Source organism: Thiemannella venezuelensis (genome assembly GCF_014203605.1).
Classification (GTDB): Bacteria; Actinomycetota; Actinomycetes; order Streptosporangiales; family Streptosporangiaceae; genus Planomonospora_A; species Planomonospora_A venezuelensis.
In genome coordinates this window covers 95,177-109,718 of sequence record NZ_JACHJJ010000021.1, presented here as the reverse complement: position 1 = coordinate 109,718, position 14,542 = coordinate 95,177, and the positions used below count along the sequence as shown (strand labels likewise).

Below are 14,542 nucleotides of genomic sequence, written 5' to 3'. Positions count from 1 at the left end.
GGTGCGGCGGGCGGGCATGGCCGCCCGCCGCACCGTTCCTCCCGCCTCTCCCCCGCCTCTCCCCTCTCCTCAGCCCCGCCCCCCGCCCGGCCCCGCTCCGCTCCCGCTCAGCACCCGGAAGGTGATCCCGGCCCGGTGGAGGCGGTCGATCAGCGCCTCGCCCATCGCCGCCGCGGTGGTCACCTGGCCCGAGACCTCCGGCAGGTCGTCGAAGGCCAGGCAGAGCGCCGACTCTCCGAGCATCTTGGCGGTCTCGTCGTAGCCGGGGTCGCCGCCCGCGACCTCGGTGACGACCCGCTCGCCGCCGCCCCGCCCGTCGAAGGTGACCTTGAACCAGCTCGCGGCCCGCTGCTCGGGGGTGGGCCCGTCACCGGGCCGGATGCGGTCCAGCAGCCACGACCTGGCCGGCGGCAGCTGGGCCAGGGCCGCCAGCGCCCCGGCTCCGGCGGCCAGGCCGAGGGCGGCGGGCAGCCGCCGGACCGCCACGTGGTGCCGGTAGGCGAAGTCCGGGCCGTAGCGCTCCAGCGCGCGGGCCGAGCGGCCCACGATCTGCGGATCGATCGTGGGCAGCGGCAGCGCCCACCCGCCCACGTGGCGGAACGTCCCGGGCATGCCCCGCGCCCTGCGCCCCGCCGGGCGCTCCTCGGCCCTGCGCCGGGCGAGCCCGGCCTGCGCGCTCTGCCGGGCGCGGGCCAGGACCGTGACGGCCGAGTGCACGGTCCCGCCCGACGGCCTGCCGCCCGCCCGGACGTACCCGTCGACGCGGATCGGCACGCCCTCGGGGAGCCGGGTGACGGTGAAGTAGACGCCCAGGTCGTGCGGGATCGAGTCGAACCCGCAGGCGTGCACGAGCTTGGCGCCGCTCTCCCGCGCCCGCGCGTGGTGCCGGGTGAACATGAGGTCGACGAACTCGGGCTCGCCGGTGATGTCGGCGTAGTGGGTGCCCGCCCGGGCGCAGGCGGCGACGAGCGGCTCGCCGTACGAGATATAGGGGCCCACGGTGGTGGCGGCCACCCGGGTCTGCCGGGCGAGGCCGGCCAGGGAGTCCGGATCGGTCACGTCGGCGTGCAGCAGGGGCAGGCCGGGCAGGCCGATCCGCTCCCTGACGGCCTCGAGCCCGCCCCGGTTCCGGCCGGCCAGCGCCCAGCGGGTGCCGGGGCCCGCGTTGCGGGCGAGGTACTCGGCGGTGAGCGCGCCGGTGAACCCGGTGGCGCCGAACAGCACGATGTCGTACGGACGGTCGTCAGGCATGGATGAGCGTCTCCCTCCTCGGAGGATCCTTGGTACACGCTCACCCGAATATAGTTCGGTAAACCACCGCCTCTCAGGCCGCCGCGGCGATGACGTGCGGCAGGTCGAGAGGTACTCCCAGCACCCTGCTATCCGAAGGGCGGCACCGGATCCTCCCGGCTCGCCATTCAGTAGGTGGGCTGGCCACCCCAGCGGGGGAGCCGTCTGCGTGCCGACCGCGCGGGCGTTCCTTCGCGTCCGCCGTCGATCGTGCGCCTACCGCTCCCGGACGGCGTAGGTCAGGTGCGTCACCCTCGGGGAGGACTCCGCGCGGACCGGCTCCAGCGCCACGCGGCCCGCGGCCACACCCTCGAACAGGCGGATTCCTGAGCCGAACAGCACGGGCGACAGCGCGATCGAGAACTCGTCGACCAGGCCGGCGTTCACGTACTCCAGGATCGTCGCGCCGCCGCCCGCGATGCGGACGTCCCGGTCGCCGGCGGCCTCGCGGGCCTGCTCTAGCGCGGACTCGATGCCGTCGTTGATGAAGTGGAAGACGGTCCCGCCCGGCCGCTCCCAGGGGTCACGCTTCTCGTGCGTCACGACGAACACCGGCGTGTGGAACGGCGCCTCCTCCGGCCACATCTGCTCGCCGGCGTCGAACATGCGCTTGCCCATCACGCTCGCGCCGGTGCGCTCGAACGTCTCCCGCACGATGTCGTTGTCGCGCCCCTCCTCACCGCCCCCGCCGAGCTTCAGGTTCTCCCGGAAGAACCGCTGCGGGAAGATCCACCGCTGCAGTTCCATCCACTGCCGCCCCATCAAATCCTCGGAGGACTCGGGTGCGATGAACCCGTCCAACGACATCGACACGCTGAAGAACACCTTCCCGGCCATCAGCCCTCCGCTCCCTTCCGAACGATTCCGGTGACATAGGCGGCCAGGTTGCTCAGGGTCTGCCGGCCGCCCTCGATCGCGTGGTACTTCTCGGCCGCCTCGTCGCGCAGTTCCCTGGTGGGAAACACCGTGCGCATCTCGATCCGGGTCGCCGTACCATCGGGCTCGAACGTCAGGACCGACTCGAAGGCGTTCGGGTCACCGCGGGACTCACCGTGGAGCAGCGCGATCCGCTCCGGCGGGGCGATCTCGGTCCAGAAGATCCACTCGGCGTAGTCCGTCCCGTCCGGTCCATGCATCACGAAGTCCCACTCCCCGCCGACACGGAACTCGAACGACTGCGTGGTGGTGGTGAACCCCTCTGGTCCCCACCATCGAGACAGATGCCGAACCTCGGTGAACGCCTCGAACACCAGCTCTCGTGGGGCGTCGATGACCCGGGAGATGACGATCTCGCGGTCGGCCGTCGCGGACTGCGCCGGCGCTTCCCGTCCCATTGCGCTCATCAACTACTCCTCCCGCCTTGCCTGCTTCAGGTCCTGCACGTATGCGTCCAACTGGTCGAAGCTCTCGTTCCAGAACCGCTCGAACCCGCCGGTCCACTCGTGGACCGGCCGCAGCCCGCGGGCGTCAAGGCTGTACAGGCGCTGCTTGCCCGCCCTCCGGTCCTGCACCAGCCCGACCTCCCGGAGCACCCGCAGGTGTTTGGACACCCCCGGCTGAGTCATCCCCAGCTCCCCGGCCAACTCGGTGACCGGCCGCTCACCCGCCCGCAGCAGCACCAGGATCTCCCGGCGCTGCGGCTCGGCGATCGCGTTGAAGACGTCGGACGTCGTCGCTGCTCGTGCCATGATCACCATCATATGCCCATATGGGTATGCGTCAAGCCGGAGGAATCAGGCGGGTCTTGTCGGGCGGCGATCGCGACCCTTTGCCGGCCTGACGGCGGGATGGTCGGCGGCCGGCTCGGATGCCGGGTGAAGAACCGGTCCGCGTCCTCCCTGCGAATTGCGGGACGCCGGTGTGCCCGCCCATGTTGGCGTGCAGCGCCCTCTCCGTGGAACCGAAGGCGCCGAACAGGTCCAGGGCAGCCTGCCGGTCGTCGCCTTCGTCGTCCCACTGCAGCAGGACGTGCAGCGGAACGGTGACCTGCCGGGCCTCCTCGAACATGGCGCGAGGCACGAAACTCCCGGCGGAGAAGCCGGCGGCCACAATGCGCGGCGCCCGCCGGGCCGTGAACCGTTCCGGGCTCCGGTACGTCATGGTCGTTGGCGGTCCCGGCAATCCAGGAGGTCTCATGCGCCGCGTTCTCGGTCTCGCCACAGGTCTGGCCCTCACCTCCACGGCCCTCGTCCCGGCCGCTCCGGCCGCGGCGGCCCCGCCCGGAGCCGCGTACTCCGCGGCCGCCTGCCGTACCGCCGCCGTGGAATGCGAGCGCGACCCGCTCATCGCCGTCGCCGTGAAGGTCCGGGCCACGCCCGCGGCCCGTCCCGGTGGCAAGGTCACCTACGTCGTCGACTACTCCCAGACCTGGACCCCGTCCTTCGCCCCCTACTGGGGCGCGTTCTGGGTCGGGGGCAGGTTCCCCGCGGGCGCGCGCGGCCCGGCCAGGGCGGTGCTCTACGACACGGCGGGCAAGCGCCTGGCCGTCCTGCCGTGCCACCGGTACGCCGACGGCACCTGGTGCGACGCCCACGGCCGGATGCCGCACCAGGGGCGGATCGCCATGGCCGCCCGCCTGCCCTCCGATGCGAAGGGGAAGGCCACGGCCAGGCTGGGCTTCAACAGTTTCGAGACGCTGAACGAGGCGGAGTACGCCCGGCACCACGGCAGGAAGAAGCTGCGGGAGAAGTTCTGCGAGTTCCGCTTCACCAGGACCGCCGTCACGCGGGTGAGCACCGGCTGACACCCCCGTGGGCCCTCGGGCCGGGGCGCCCGCGGCGGGTCCCGGCCCCGGCCGGAGCCGGTACGGCGCCGGGGCGAACGGGCAGGCACTCCGCTTGGTAGGTTCTGGGAGGAACACCCCCATGAACCATGAGCGGAGGATCGGCGCGGTGGAAGTCGAGCAGACGGTGCTGCCCGGGATAGGGCTGCGGCACGAGTTCACCACGCGGGCCGGGCGGCGGATCGGGATCGTCTCCCATCGCACCGGACGCCGCGACCTGGTCATCTACGATCTCCACGATCCCGACCAGGCCTGCGAGACGGTGAAGCTGAACGACGAGGAGGCCGACGCGCTGGTCGAGCTGCTCGGCGCCCCGCGCATCGTGCAGCGCCTCAACGCCCTGCACCGCGACGTGGAGGGGCTGGTCAGCCTGCAGCTGCCGATCCCGTCCGGCTCGCACTACGCCGGGCGCCCGATGGGCGACGCGCGGGTGCGCACCCGCACCGGCGCTTCCATCGTGGCCGTGGTCCGCTCCGGCCAGGTCGTCGCCAGCCCGGGGCCGGAGTTCACGCTCGCCGGCGACGACGTCGTGGTCGTGGTGGGCAGCCCGGAGAGCACCGCCGCCGTCGCCGACATCTTCTCCCACGGTTAGGCCCGCGGGTGCACCACACGGCAATTCTGTTCCTGGAGTTCGGCGCGGTCCTGCTCGGGCTCGGCATCCTCGGGGCGCTGGCGCTGCGCGCCGGCATCTCGCCCATCCCCCTCTACCTGATCGCCGGACTGGCCTTCGGCACCGGCGGCATCGTGCCCCTGGCCACCAGTGAGGAGTTCATCGCCACCGGCGCCGAGCTCGGCGTCATCCTGCTGCTGCTCACCCTCGGCCTGGAGTACAACGCCGACGAGCTGGTGACCAGCCTGAAGAGCAACGCCGCCGCCGGCCTGGTGGACCTGGTGCTCAACGCCGCGCCCGGCGCGATCTGCGCGCTGCTGCTCGGCTGGGGGCCGGTCGCCGCCGTCGCCATGGCCGGCGTCACCTACGCCACCTCCTCCGGCATCACCGCCAAGGTCCTGTCCGACCTGGGCTGGATCGGTAACCGCGAGACGCCGGTGGTGCTGTCGCTGCTGGTGTTCGAGGACCTGACCATGGCGGTCTACCTGCCGGTGCTGACCGCGATGCTGGCGGGGCTGAGCTTCGCCGGCGGGGCGCTCACCGTGGGCATCGCGCTGGCCACCGTCAGCGTGGTGCTGCTGGTGGCGCTGCGCTTCGGGCGGTTCATCGAGGCGTTCGTGTCCAGCCCCAACTCCGAGGTGCTGCTGCTGAAGGTGGTCGGACTGGCGCTGCTGGTCGCCGGGATCGCCCAGCATCTGCAGGTCTCGGCCGCGGTGGGCGCGTTCCTGGTCGGCATCGCCCTGTCGGGGGAGCTGGCCCACGAGGCGCAGGCGCTGCTGGCCCCGCTGCGCGACCTGTTCGCCGCGGTCTTCTTCGTCTTCTTCGGCCTGCAGACCGATCCGGCGAAGATCCTGCCCGTGGCCGGGCTGGCCGCGGCGCTCGCCCTGATCAGCATGGTCACCAAGCTGCTGACCGGTGTGTACGCGGCCCGGCGGGCGGGCATCGGCCGCGCGGGCCGGGCCCGCGCCGGCATCGCGCTCATCCCCCGCGGCGAGTTCAACATCGTGATCGCCGGACTGGCGGTGGCCGCCGGGGCCCACCCGGACCTGGGCCCGCTGGCCGCCGCCTACGTGCTGATCCTGGCCGCGTTCGGCCCGCTGGCGGCCCGCCTGGTCCAACCCTGGATCACGGCCATCGCCAAACGCGCCTGAGGGTCTCCGCCGTCGCCGGTCCGCCGCCCGCGGCGGCGCCTCGGTGCGGGTGCGGGGCCGCCGGAGGCCACCGCGGGACCGCGGACCGGCATCACGATGAGTGCCGGATCGCGCACATTCCGTCTCCTCGGGGCCGCGGATCCCTCAGGCGGGCCGTGATCGTGCCGATGCTGGTGCCACGACCCGGTTCACGCGACGGCACAGGAGAGAGGCGATGAAGAGGCGATGGAGAGCACGCTCTTGATCCTGCTCTTCCTCATGTCCACGGTCACGGCCTCCGCCGTGGCGGTGGTCGGGTGGCGGCGGCGGGGGGCGGCCCCGGCGGTCGGCGCGCTGGCGGCCGTCGCGGCGGCCATCGCCGCCTGGGCCGCCGTCGACGCGTTCCTGATCGCGGCCGGCGTCCCCGAGGGCTCCCGGCCGGCGCTGCTGGCCAAGCTCCTGCCGGTGTGCGCCGTCACGGCGGGCTTCTTCTGCCTCTCGCAGGCCGTACTCGACCGCACCTGGCGGCTGTCGCGCCGCACGGCCCGGTGGCTGGCGGTCGAGCCGGCGCTCATCGTGGCCGCGGTGGCGAGCGATCCCTGGCACCACCGGTTCTTCCCGCCCGCGGACCCGGCCGGTCCGCAGGCGGGCGCCGGCCCGCTGTTCTGGGCGCACACCGCCTACAGCTACACGCTGCTCGCCGTCGGCCTGGCGGCGCTGCTGCGGGCGTGGCTGCGGGGCCCGCGCTCCCAGCGCGAGCTGTACGGCCTCATCCTGCTCGGCACCGTCCCCCCGCTCCTGATCAGCGTCCTGAGCACGGTGGGGTTCACCCGGCCGCACCTGACCCCGCTCGGGTTCTGCGTCACCGTGATCGTGGGGTACCGGGCCCTGGTCCACCGCTCGCTGCCCGAGCTGGTCCCGGTGGAGCGCGCCCATCTCTTCGACATGATCAGCGACATGGTGCTGGCGATCGACTGCTCCGGCCGGATCCTGGACCTCAATCCGGCGGCCGAGCGCATGCTCAGGACGCTCGCGCCGGACCTGCCCGCCCGGTCGGCGGGGCTGCCGATCACCGGCATCCTGGGCGAGCTTCCGCTCGACGACGGCGTGGAGACCGATACCGCCGTGACCGACGCCCACGGGCACCCGGTGGAACTGAACGTGCGGGTCAGCGCGCTGCGCAACGACCGGGGCGAGCACGTGGGCTGGGCCCTGGTCACCCGGGACGTGACCACGCTCAACGCGCAGCGCCGGGAGCTGCAGGAGAGCAACGCGCAGCTGCGCGAGCAGGTGCGCACCATCGAGGCGCTCCGGGCGGACCTGGCCGAGCAGGCGGTGCGCGACACGCTGACCGGGCTGCACAACCGCCGTTTCCTGATGGAGTCGCTGGGGCGCGAGGTGAAGCTGGCGGCGGCGGAGGGGACGCCGCTGAGCGTCGCGCTGCTGGACATCGACCACTTCAAGCAGATCAACGACCGCTACGGGCACAGCGCGGGCGACCAGGTGCTGATGCGCTTCGCCAAGCTGCTGAGCGGCCGGGTGCGGCAGAACGACGTGCTGGCCCGCTACGGCGGCGAGGAATTCGTGGTCGTCCTCCCCGGCGCGACCGGGGAGCAGGCCCTGGCCCGGGTGGACGAGATGCGGCGGTGGGTGACGGCCGGGCGGGTACCGGCGGGAGGCCACACGCTGTCGGTGACGTTCAGCGCGGGGGTGGCGGCCCTGGCCGCCGGGCAGAATCCGGGGGAGCTGCTGCACGCGGCCGACGAGGCGCTGTACGAGGCCAAACGGTCCGGGCGCAACCGGGTGGAGCTGGCGCCGGAGCCCGATCCGTCCGCCGCGGCCGCCTGACGCCCTGCCCCCGGTGCGGCGGATCTGGTAGGCATGGGCGGGTGATGCGATTCCTCGCCGTCCCGGCCGCCGCCGTCCTCGCCCTGACCGCCGCCCCGGTGCCCGCCGCCGCGGCCGCCCCCGGCAAGCCGCGGGTCCCGCCCGGGACGGCCGCCGGATACGTGGTCTTCGACCGGCAGACGGGCAGGATCGTCGCGCACCGCTCCGCGCACCGGAGGTTCCGGTCCGCCTCCGTGGTGAAGATCCTGATCGCGATCGACTACCTGGAGTCGCACCCGGCCCCGTCCGAGCGCGACCGCGCCCTACTCAAGATCATGCTGCGGGTCAGCGACGACGACGCCGCGAGCACGTTCTGGAACCGGGGCGGCCAGGGGAGGATCATCACCCGGACGGCGCGGAGGCTGGGCCTGACCGACACGGCTCCCCCGCCCGCCGACAAGCCCGGCTTCTGGGGTTACACCTCGTTCAGCGCGCTGGACGTCACGCGGGCCTACCGCTACCTGGTCGACCGCGCGGACCCGGGGGTGAGCGGGCTCATCCTCGGCCACCTGCGCCGGGCCGGGCGGTGCGGCTCGGACGGCTTCGACCAGTTCTTCGGGATCCCGCGCGCGGTCCCCGGCCCGTGGGCGGTCAAACAGGGCTGGTCCGGGTACGGCTCCACACCCCCGGTCCGCTGCGTCCGTACGGCCTCCGCCCGGCCGGTCCCCGCCGCCTCCGCCCCGGGCCCGGCGGTGGACCCGGCGGTCGTCCCCGCGGCGGGTCCCGCGGCCTCCGCGGCGGGCGGGCCCGTCCCCGACCTGGGCCGCCCGGTGCTGCACACCACCGGCCTGGTCGGCCCCCGGGAGCGGTGGATCCTGGTCCTGCTCACCGCCCATCCCGCGGGGACCGGCTGGCAGCGCTCCACCGAGCGGACGACCCGGCTCGCCGGGGAGCTCTACCGCAGCGTGGCCTCCTGAGAAGGCTCCCGGCCCCGGTCCCGGTCCCGGGAAGGTGTCCGAACCGGCGCATGCCGTACGGGCGGGACGGGCATGCCGTAGGGGCGGGACGGCCGCCGTGCGCGATCGCTTCGGCCCCGGGGCGTCGACCGCCCGGCAGACCTGGTAGGACAGAGGCAGCCCGCCCTGCCACCCGCGGGCGGAGGAGTATGGGATGCCCTTTTTCACCGTCTCATCCGACGTGTACGGCACGACGCTCGTCGTCCACGCCAGCGGCGAGCTCGACTACGGCCATGCCCCCGTCTTCCGCAGCGAGATGACCAGGGTCTGGGAGGCCGGGACGCCGGCGACGGTCGTCATCGACCTCGCCGCGCTCACCTTCTGCGACTCCGCCGGGGTCGCGGAGCTGATCTGGAGTCTCCAGCGGAGCCGTGCCCTGGGCACGCGGCTGGTCCTCACCGGCGTGCACGGCACCCTGGAGCGGATTCTGGCCATCACCGGCCTCCGCCCCTCCTTCGAGGTCTCCCCCACGGTGGAGGAGGCCCTGGGGGAGGCCTGACCCCGGCGTCCCCGGCTTCCGGCCCGGGGGCGGCGCTCAGCCCTTGCGCTGGACCTTCTCGGCCCCCAGCACGCGCGGCGCGTCCACGATCACATCGGAGAAGATGTCGACCAGCAGGGCGATCACCCCTCCGACCGCGACGATGCCCGCGCCAGCCCAGACCAGCGGCCAGTTGGGGCCGAGGCACAGCGCCACGCCGCCCACCGTGAACCCCGCCAGGATGACGATCACCGCGAGCCAGGACTTGGGGCTTCCTGCGTGACTTCCAGCCATGACGTCTCCCTGTTCCTCTCAATATGGGTCAGCTGTCCGCGCCGTTCGCGGCGGCTCCCGGCGAGGACTCTGCGGTTCGGCGGGGTCCGCGCGCGGACGCACCACGATCGTAGGCGGTGGATGCCCCGCCCCGCGCCGCAGGTCCCCTCCTCGCGGACGCCGGCCGCGGCCGGGGGCGTCCGCGCCTCCGCTCCGTGCCGCCGGGTGCGGGCGGCGTCTCCGTGAAACGCGGGAGAACGTACCCGGATCGGGCACGGGCAATCCGCGGGCTCCGTGCGGCCGGGGCCTGGACGCCGCGAGGCTTCCAGGCGGGTGGGGAGATATGATAATAGGGCGCAGAACCACCCGTGTCCCCACACGCCTGACCGGCTCGAGGAGCTCCATGTTTCACGGCAAGTCCATCGAGGAGCGGATCGCCGAACGGCAGGCCCAGCGCCCTCCGCTGAAGGAGGGCAAGCACTTCGAGCACGGACCCGCGAAGTTCGTCTTCGTCTTCATCATCGTGTTCGTCGTCATCGGCCACATCGCGGGGCTGCTCTTCCTGATGTCCCTCGGCCTCCACTGATCCGCCCTCCCGCCGTCCGGAACCTGATTTCGGACATGAGAGGATGATGATCCGGTTGGCCGGAGTCGCACCACCCGTCCAGATCAGGAGGTCCGCATGTCTGACGTCACGCCGGAGCCCGAGAGCCCCGAGAGCTCTTCCGAGGACGAGTTGAAGCGCAAGTTCCGCGAGGCCCTGGAGCGCAAGAAGCTCGCCCAGACGGAGGCGAACGCCGGCGGCCGGGGGAAGGGCGCCTCGAAGATCCACGGCGCCCACGGCCCCGTCGGCGGCAAGCGCTCCTTCCGGCGCAAGAGCGGCTGAGGGACCGCCGCCCGCCGCACCGCCAGGAGCAGCGGGCGGCGGAGCCCGCGGCGCGGTCACCCTCCCGGAGGCGAGTCCCCGATGCCGCCCGCCGGCGCGGTCGGCCGCGCCGTGTCCTCGATGATCTGGAACGCGGCGGTGGACCCGGAGGCGGCCGCCTCGGCCGCGCTCTGCTCCTCCATGACGAGGTCGCCCGCGGCGTAGAGGCCCGGCACGCTGGTGCGGCAGCACCCGTCGACCTTGACGTAGCAGTCCTCGCGCACGGTCAGGCCCAGCCTCTCCACGAGGCCGGCGACCAGGGGGACGGGCCGCTGGCCGGGCTGCCAGAGCAGGGTCTGCCGGACGACGGCCCTGCCGTCCTCCAGCTCGACCGCGCGCAGGTCCCCGTCGGCATGGTGCAGCCTGCGGATCCTCCCCTCGACCACCTCCATGCCGTGCTCCCCCGCCGGCATCGGCCCGTCGGCGAAGACGACCACGTTGTCGCTCCAGGCGGCGAACCCGGCGGCGGCCGTCCGGGCGAACTCCAGGTCGGAGGTGACCACCCCCCAGGCCCGGTCGCGGTTCTCCCAGCCCATGCAGAACGGGCAGTGGATGACCGTCCTGCCCCAGCACTCGGCGAACCCCTCCACCTCCGGGTGGACGTCGATCATGCCGGGGGCGAGCAGCACCCGGCGGGCCCAGACCCGGGCCCCGTCCCCGGCGACCACGTCGAACCCGCCCGCCGCGGGAACCACATCGGCGACCTCGGTCTCGCGCAGCTCGGCCATGCCGTACCCTGCCAGGTCGGCCCAGGCGCGGCGGCGGTACTCGGCGGGGCTCACGCCGTCCAGGCCGACGATGCCGTGCATCCCGTGGGAGGCGTCGTTGCGCGGCGGTCCCGGCGCCTCCAGCACCACCACGCGGCGCAGGGATCGGCTGAGCGTCATCGCCGCCGTCAGCCCGGCCGGGCCGCCGCCGACGATCGCGACGTCATAGTGCTGCATGCCGGTCTCCCTGCCCGCCCGCGGACGACCGTCACCTTTTGAGCCAAGCTCACATTTCTCTTGACTCGTCATTTGACAGGGCGGATCATGAGGCACCTGTCCCCCCGTGCGCCCAGAGGTGCCCATGGCCGTCATCACCAGGCTCACCAGGTCCCTTGCCGTCCCGCTCGCCCTCATCGCGGCCCTGACCCTGGCGGGGACCGCCGCCACGGCCGCCCCCGCGCCTCCCGAGTCGGAGGTCGGCACCACCGGGGAGCCGCCGGGAAGCGCGGACCCGGTCCGCGGGTTCGTCGACGGGCACACCCACCTCATGTCCTACGAGGCGTTCGGCGGCATGCTGCTGTGCGGCAAGCCGTTCGACCCCGACGGCATCGAGCACGCCCTGACCGACTGCCCCGACCACTTCCCCAACGGCGAGGCCGCCTGGTTCGAGAACTTCACCCGGACCGGCTCCCCCGCCGGCACCCACGACCCGGTCGGCTGGCCGACCTTCCGCAGCTGGCCGGCGAACGACTCGCTCACCCACCAGCAGACCTACCACCGCTGGGTCGAGCGGGCCTGGCGCGGCGGCCTGCGCGTCCTGGTCAACCACCTGGTCGCCAACCGGCAGCTCTGCGCGATCTACCCGCTCCGGCGCAACGCCTGCGACGAGATGGACTCGCTCCGTCTCCAGGCGCGGCGCACCTTCGAGATGCAGGACTTCGTCGACGCCCGCTCCGGCGGCCCCGGCAAGGGATGGTTCCGGGTGGTACGGTCCCCGGCCGAGGCCCGGCAGGTGATCGCGGCGGGCAAGCTGGCGGTGGTCCTCGGCGTGGAGACCTCCGAGCCGTTCGGCTGCCGGCAGACCCTCGGCGTCCCGCACTGCACGCGGGCCCAGATCGACCGGGGACTGGACGAGATGCACGCGCTCGGCGTGCGCAGCATGTTCGTCTGCCACAAGTACGACAACGCGCTGTGCGGCGTGCGCTTCGACTCCGGCACCCAGGGCGTCATCGTCAACCTGGGCAACCTCCTGTCCACCGGCAGGTTCTGGAGCGCCAGGACCTGCACCGGGCCGGAACACGACAACACGATCGAGAAGGCCGGGGCGCTCCCGCCCGAGCTCGCCCGGCTGCTCCCTCCCGGCGGGCTGCCGCTGTATCCTCCCGCCCCGCACTGCAACACCCGGGGGCTGACGAGCCTGGGCGAGCACATGGTCCGGGGCATGATGCGGCGCGGGATGATCATCGAGATCGACCACATGAGCGTCAGGGCCGCCGACCGGACCCTGGACCTGCTGGAGGCCGAGGGGTACGCCGGGGTGGTCTCCTCGCACAGCTGGACCGACCCGGGCCACCTCCGCCGGATCTACGGGCTGGGCGGGATGGTCACCGCCTACGGCCACCAGGCCGAGCGGTTCGCCGCGACCTGGCGGGAGAGCCTTCCGCTGCGCCGCGAGCTCGGGCGGCCCGGGTACGGCTACGGCCTGGACGCCAACGGGCTGGGCTCGCTGCCCTCGGTCCGCTCCGGCGGCGGGGCGGGCCCGGTGACCTACCCGTTCACCTCCTTCGACGGCGCGGTCACACTCGACCGGCAGCGCACCGGCGAGCGGGTGTGGGACGTCAACGTCGACGGGGTCGCCCACTACGGCCTGGTCCCCGACTGGATCGAGGACATGCGGCTGGTCGCGGGCGACGAACTCGTCCAGGACATGGCCGCCGGGGCCGAGGCCTACCTGCGCACCTGGGAGGCCGCGGCGTCGCGCGCCCCCTGAGACGGCGCGGCCGGGGAAAGCGCTGGCGCCGCCCCCGGCCGGTCGGCTACCGTTTCGGCCATGAAGCGCGCCCATCTGACGACGACGCCGGAGACCGTCCCGGCGCGCTGACACCTGTCATGAAACGAAGCCCCGGGCGAGCGCCCGGGGCTTCGCCGTCGGTCGCCCGCCTCCGCCCGAAGCGAGGAGACCGCCATGCACGACCACCAGAGCCGGCACGAGCAGCACGACCGGCAGAGCCGGCACGACCACCGCCGCCTGGGCCGCGAGCTCGACCTGTTCGACACCGACCCGCTCATCGGCAAGGGCCTGCCGTTCTGGCTGCCCGCGGGCGCCGCCGTACGGCACGCCGTGGAGGAGTACGTCCACCGCGCCGAGCGGCGCGCCGGGTACCGGCACGTGCACTCCCCCGTCATGGGCAAACGCGAGCTGTACGAGCTCTCCGGGCACTGGGAGCACTACCGCGACGACATGTTCCCGCCGATGACCGTCGGCGGCGAGGAGTTCGTGCTCCGGCCGAGCCTGTGCCCGCACCACGCGATGATCTTCCGCTCCCGGCCGCGCAGCCACCGGGACCTGCCGCTGCGCCTGGCCGAGCTGGGAGGCATGCACCGCGCCGAGCTGTCGGGGGTGCTGGGCGGGCTGTCGCGGGTCCGCGCCGTCCATCTCAACGACGGCCACGTGTTCTGCGCCGCCGAGGACGCCGGCCGGGAGGTGGCGGCGGCGCTGGCGATGATCGAGGGGGCCCACCGGGCGCTGGGCGTCGCCGCCTCCGGGTACCGGCTCTCGCTGCGGGGCGACGGGGACAAGTACATCGACGACCCGGTCATGTGGGAGCGCGCCGAGGCGATCCTGCGCGACGCCCTGCAGGAGCGCGGCCTGCCGTACGAGGAGGCGGCCGGGGAGGGCGCCTTCTACGGGCCGAAGATCGACGTGCAGGTCACCGACCCGGCCGGGCGCGAGTCGACCCTCTCGACCGTGCAGGTGGACCTGTTCCAGCCGGGCCGGTTCGGGCTGGAGTACACCGGCCCGGACCAGCGCGCACACCGGCCGGTGATGGTGCACCGCAGCATGGTCGGGAGTCTGGAGCGGCTGGCGGCCCACCTGGTCGAGGTGTACGGCGGGGCGTTCCCGGCCTGGCTCGCCCCCGTCCAGGTGGTGGTGCTGCCGGTCTCCGAGGCCGAGCTCCCCGCGGCCGGTGACCTTTTGCGCTCGTGCGAGGAGGCCGGGCTGCGGGCGGAGCCGTCCGGGCCGGAGCGCGGCACCCTGGGGGCCCGGATCCGCGGCAACCGGCTGGTGCCGTACCAGGCGGTGATCGGGCCGAGGGAGGCGGCGGCCGGGCAGGTCTCGCTCCGCCTGCGCGACGGCTCCCGCCATGCGCCGCGCGCCGCCGCAGAGGTGGTCGCCCAGCTCAGGAGGGAGGCCGCCGTTCCGAACTGACCGTCCTGGACATCTTGTTTTCCCACACATACGGGTGTAAACAAAGGGGAAACAACATGGAAATGGCGGTGAAT

The 14,542-nt window shown here is 73.3% G+C and carries 16 protein-coding genes and 1 pseudogene; 10 read left to right on the top strand and 7 right to left on the bottom strand.

What is annotated here, in order from left to right; translation table 11 throughout:
• Positions 1-69: 69 nt before the first annotated feature.
• The 5 genes from FHS22_RS26795 to FHS22_RS26775 form a co-directional block, all read right to left on the bottom strand.
• Positions 70-1,251, bottom strand: a complete 1,182-nt coding sequence (locus FHS22_RS26795; protein ID WP_184946014.1) for a saccharopine dehydrogenase family protein — start codon at positions 1,249-1,251, stop codon at positions 70-72.
• A gap of 255 nt (positions 1,252-1,506) precedes the next feature.
• Positions 1,507-2,127: a dihydrofolate reductase family protein gene (locus FHS22_RS26790; protein ID WP_184946012.1), complete on the bottom strand. Its 621-nt coding sequence runs from the start codon at positions 2,125-2,127 to the stop codon at positions 1,507-1,509.
• On the bottom strand, positions 2,127-2,633 hold the full coding sequence (locus FHS22_RS26785) for an SRPBCC family protein (RefSeq protein WP_184946010.1): 507 nt from the start codon (positions 2,631-2,633) through the stop codon (positions 2,127-2,129). The genes FHS22_RS26790 and FHS22_RS26785 overlap by 1 nt, the downstream gene beginning before the upstream one ends.
• A gap of 3 nt (positions 2,634-2,636) precedes the next feature.
• Positions 2,637-2,978: an ArsR/SmtB family transcription factor gene (locus FHS22_RS26780; RefSeq protein WP_184946008.1), complete on the bottom strand. Its 342-nt coding sequence runs from the start codon at positions 2,976-2,978 to the stop codon at positions 2,637-2,639.
• A 31-nt stretch (positions 2,979-3,009) separates the two neighbouring features.
• Positions 3,010-3,390, bottom strand: coding sequence for a hypothetical protein (locus FHS22_RS26775; RefSeq protein ID WP_260408309.1), 381 nt, complete (start codon positions 3,388-3,390; stop codon positions 3,010-3,012).
• A 34-nt stretch (positions 3,391-3,424) separates the two neighbouring features.
• On the opposite strand from FHS22_RS26775, the gene FHS22_RS26770 reads away from it, so the two are divergent.
• From FHS22_RS26770 to FHS22_RS26745, 6 genes are all read left to right on the top strand, one after another.
• Positions 3,425-4,033, top strand: a complete 609-nt coding sequence (locus FHS22_RS26770) for a hypothetical protein (protein ID WP_184946006.1) — start codon at positions 3,425-3,427, stop codon at positions 4,031-4,033.
• A gap of 121 nt (positions 4,034-4,154) precedes the next feature.
• Positions 4,155-4,664 carry a cation:proton antiporter regulatory subunit gene (locus FHS22_RS26765; RefSeq protein WP_221474149.1) on the top strand — a complete coding sequence of 170 codons (510 nt, stop codon included), beginning with the start codon at positions 4,155-4,157 and terminating at the stop codon, positions 4,662-4,664.
• 8 nt (positions 4,665-4,672) lie between these two features.
• Positions 4,673-5,833 (top strand): cation:proton antiporter, encoded by a 1,161-nt coding sequence (locus FHS22_RS26760; protein ID WP_184946004.1) that lies wholly within the window; start codon positions 4,673-4,675, stop codon positions 5,831-5,833.
• A gap of 225 nt (positions 5,834-6,058) precedes the next feature.
• A complete protein-coding gene (locus tag FHS22_RS26755) occupies positions 6,059-7,660 on the top strand; it encodes a histidine kinase N-terminal 7TM domain-containing diguanylate cyclase (protein ID WP_184946003.1) in 1,602 nt (533 codons plus the stop codon).
• A 44-nt stretch (positions 7,661-7,704) separates the two neighbouring features.
• Positions 7,705-8,616, top strand: coding sequence for a serine hydrolase (locus FHS22_RS26750; RefSeq protein WP_260408326.1), 912 nt, complete (start codon positions 7,705-7,707; stop codon positions 8,614-8,616).
• Between the two features lie 193 nt (positions 8,617-8,809).
• Positions 8,810-9,154, top strand: coding sequence for an anti-sigma factor antagonist (locus FHS22_RS26745; protein ID WP_184946001.1), 345 nt, complete (start codon positions 8,810-8,812; stop codon positions 9,152-9,154).
• 36 nt (positions 9,155-9,190) lie between these two features.
• Here FHS22_RS26745 and FHS22_RS26740 read toward each other — a convergent pair whose 3' ends face one another.
• Positions 9,191-9,427: an HGxxPAAW family protein gene (locus FHS22_RS26740; RefSeq protein ID WP_184946000.1), complete on the bottom strand. Its 237-nt coding sequence runs from the start codon at positions 9,425-9,427 to the stop codon at positions 9,191-9,193.
• Between the two features lie 382 nt (positions 9,428-9,809).
• Here FHS22_RS26740 and FHS22_RS26735 point away from each other — a divergent pair, with 382 nt between their 5' ends.
• Both FHS22_RS26735 and FHS22_RS26730 read left to right on the top strand, forming a co-directional pair.
• The gene (locus FHS22_RS26735; protein WP_184945999.1) at positions 9,810-9,992 is read left to right on the top strand and encodes a hypothetical protein; all 183 of its coding nucleotides are present in this window, start codon (positions 9,810-9,812) and stop codon (positions 9,990-9,992) included.
• Positions 9,993-10,088: 96 nt separating this feature from the next.
• Positions 10,089-10,292, top strand: coding sequence for a DUF5302 domain-containing protein (locus tag FHS22_RS26730; RefSeq protein WP_184945998.1), 204 nt, complete (start codon positions 10,089-10,091; stop codon positions 10,290-10,292).
• Between the two features lie 56 nt (positions 10,293-10,348).
• On the opposite strand, the gene FHS22_RS26725 is transcribed toward FHS22_RS26730, so the two are convergent.
• Entirely contained in the window at positions 10,349-11,275 is a 927-nt protein-coding gene (locus tag FHS22_RS26725) for an NAD(P)/FAD-dependent oxidoreductase (protein WP_184945997.1), read from the bottom strand.
• Between the two features lie 124 nt (positions 11,276-11,399).
• Here FHS22_RS26725 and FHS22_RS26720 point away from each other — a divergent pair, with 124 nt between their 5' ends.
• Entirely contained in the window at positions 11,400-13,028 is a 1,629-nt protein-coding gene (locus tag FHS22_RS26720) for an amidohydrolase family protein (RefSeq protein ID WP_184945995.1), read from the top strand.
• A 192-nt stretch (positions 13,029-13,220) separates the two neighbouring features.
• Positions 13,221-14,468, top strand: a pseudogene (thrS, locus tag FHS22_RS26715) (threonine--tRNA ligase); the annotation flags it as partial.
• Positions 14,469-14,542 lie beyond the last annotated feature (74 nt).

Excerpts from the sequence above, each read along its gene's own strand:
- FHS22_RS26750 (WP_260408326.1), top strand. The coding sequence starts at position 7,705 with ATGCGATTCCTCGCCGTCCCGGCCGCCGCCGTCCTCGCCCTGACCGCC.
- FHS22_RS26775 (WP_260408309.1), bottom strand. The coding sequence starts at position 3,390 with ATGACGTACCGGAGCCCGGAACGGTTCACGGCCCGGCGGGCGCCGCGC.
- FHS22_RS26740 (WP_184946000.1), bottom strand. The coding sequence starts at position 9,427 with ATGGCTGGAAGTCACGCAGGAAGCCCCAAGTCCTGGCTCGCGGTGATC.
- FHS22_RS26725 (WP_184945997.1), bottom strand. The coding sequence starts at position 11,275 with ATGCAGCACTATGACGTCGCGATCGTCGGCGGCGGCCCGGCCGGGCTG.
- FHS22_RS26795 (WP_184946014.1), bottom strand. The coding sequence starts at position 1,251 with ATGCCTGACGACCGTCCGTACGACATCGTGCTGTTCGGCGCCACCGGG.
- FHS22_RS26790 (WP_184946012.1), bottom strand. The coding sequence starts at position 2,127 with ATGGCCGGGAAGGTGTTCTTCAGCGTGTCGATGTCGTTGGACGGGTTC.
- FHS22_RS26780 (WP_184946008.1), bottom strand. The coding sequence starts at position 2,978 with ATGGCACGAGCAGCGACGACGTCCGACGTCTTCAACGCGATCGCCGAG.
- FHS22_RS26730 (WP_184945998.1), top strand. The coding sequence starts at position 10,089 with ATGTCTGACGTCACGCCGGAGCCCGAGAGCCCCGAGAGCTCTTCCGAG.
- FHS22_RS26720 (WP_184945995.1), top strand. The coding sequence starts at position 11,400 with ATGGCCGTCATCACCAGGCTCACCAGGTCCCTTGCCGTCCCGCTCGCC.
- FHS22_RS26755 (WP_184946003.1), top strand. The coding sequence starts at position 6,059 with ATGGAGAGCACGCTCTTGATCCTGCTCTTCCTCATGTCCACGGTCACG.
- FHS22_RS26770 (WP_184946006.1), top strand. The coding sequence starts at position 3,425 with ATGCGCCGCGTTCTCGGTCTCGCCACAGGTCTGGCCCTCACCTCCACG.
- FHS22_RS26785 (WP_184946010.1), bottom strand. The coding sequence starts at position 2,633 with ATGAGCGCAATGGGACGGGAAGCGCCGGCGCAGTCCGCGACGGCCGAC.
- FHS22_RS26765 (WP_221474149.1), top strand. The coding sequence starts at position 4,155 with ATGAACCATGAGCGGAGGATCGGCGCGGTGGAAGTCGAGCAGACGGTG.
- FHS22_RS26745 (WP_184946001.1), top strand. The coding sequence starts at position 8,810 with ATGCCCTTTTTCACCGTCTCATCCGACGTGTACGGCACGACGCTCGTC.
- FHS22_RS26735 (WP_184945999.1), top strand. The coding sequence starts at position 9,810 with ATGTTTCACGGCAAGTCCATCGAGGAGCGGATCGCCGAACGGCAGGCC.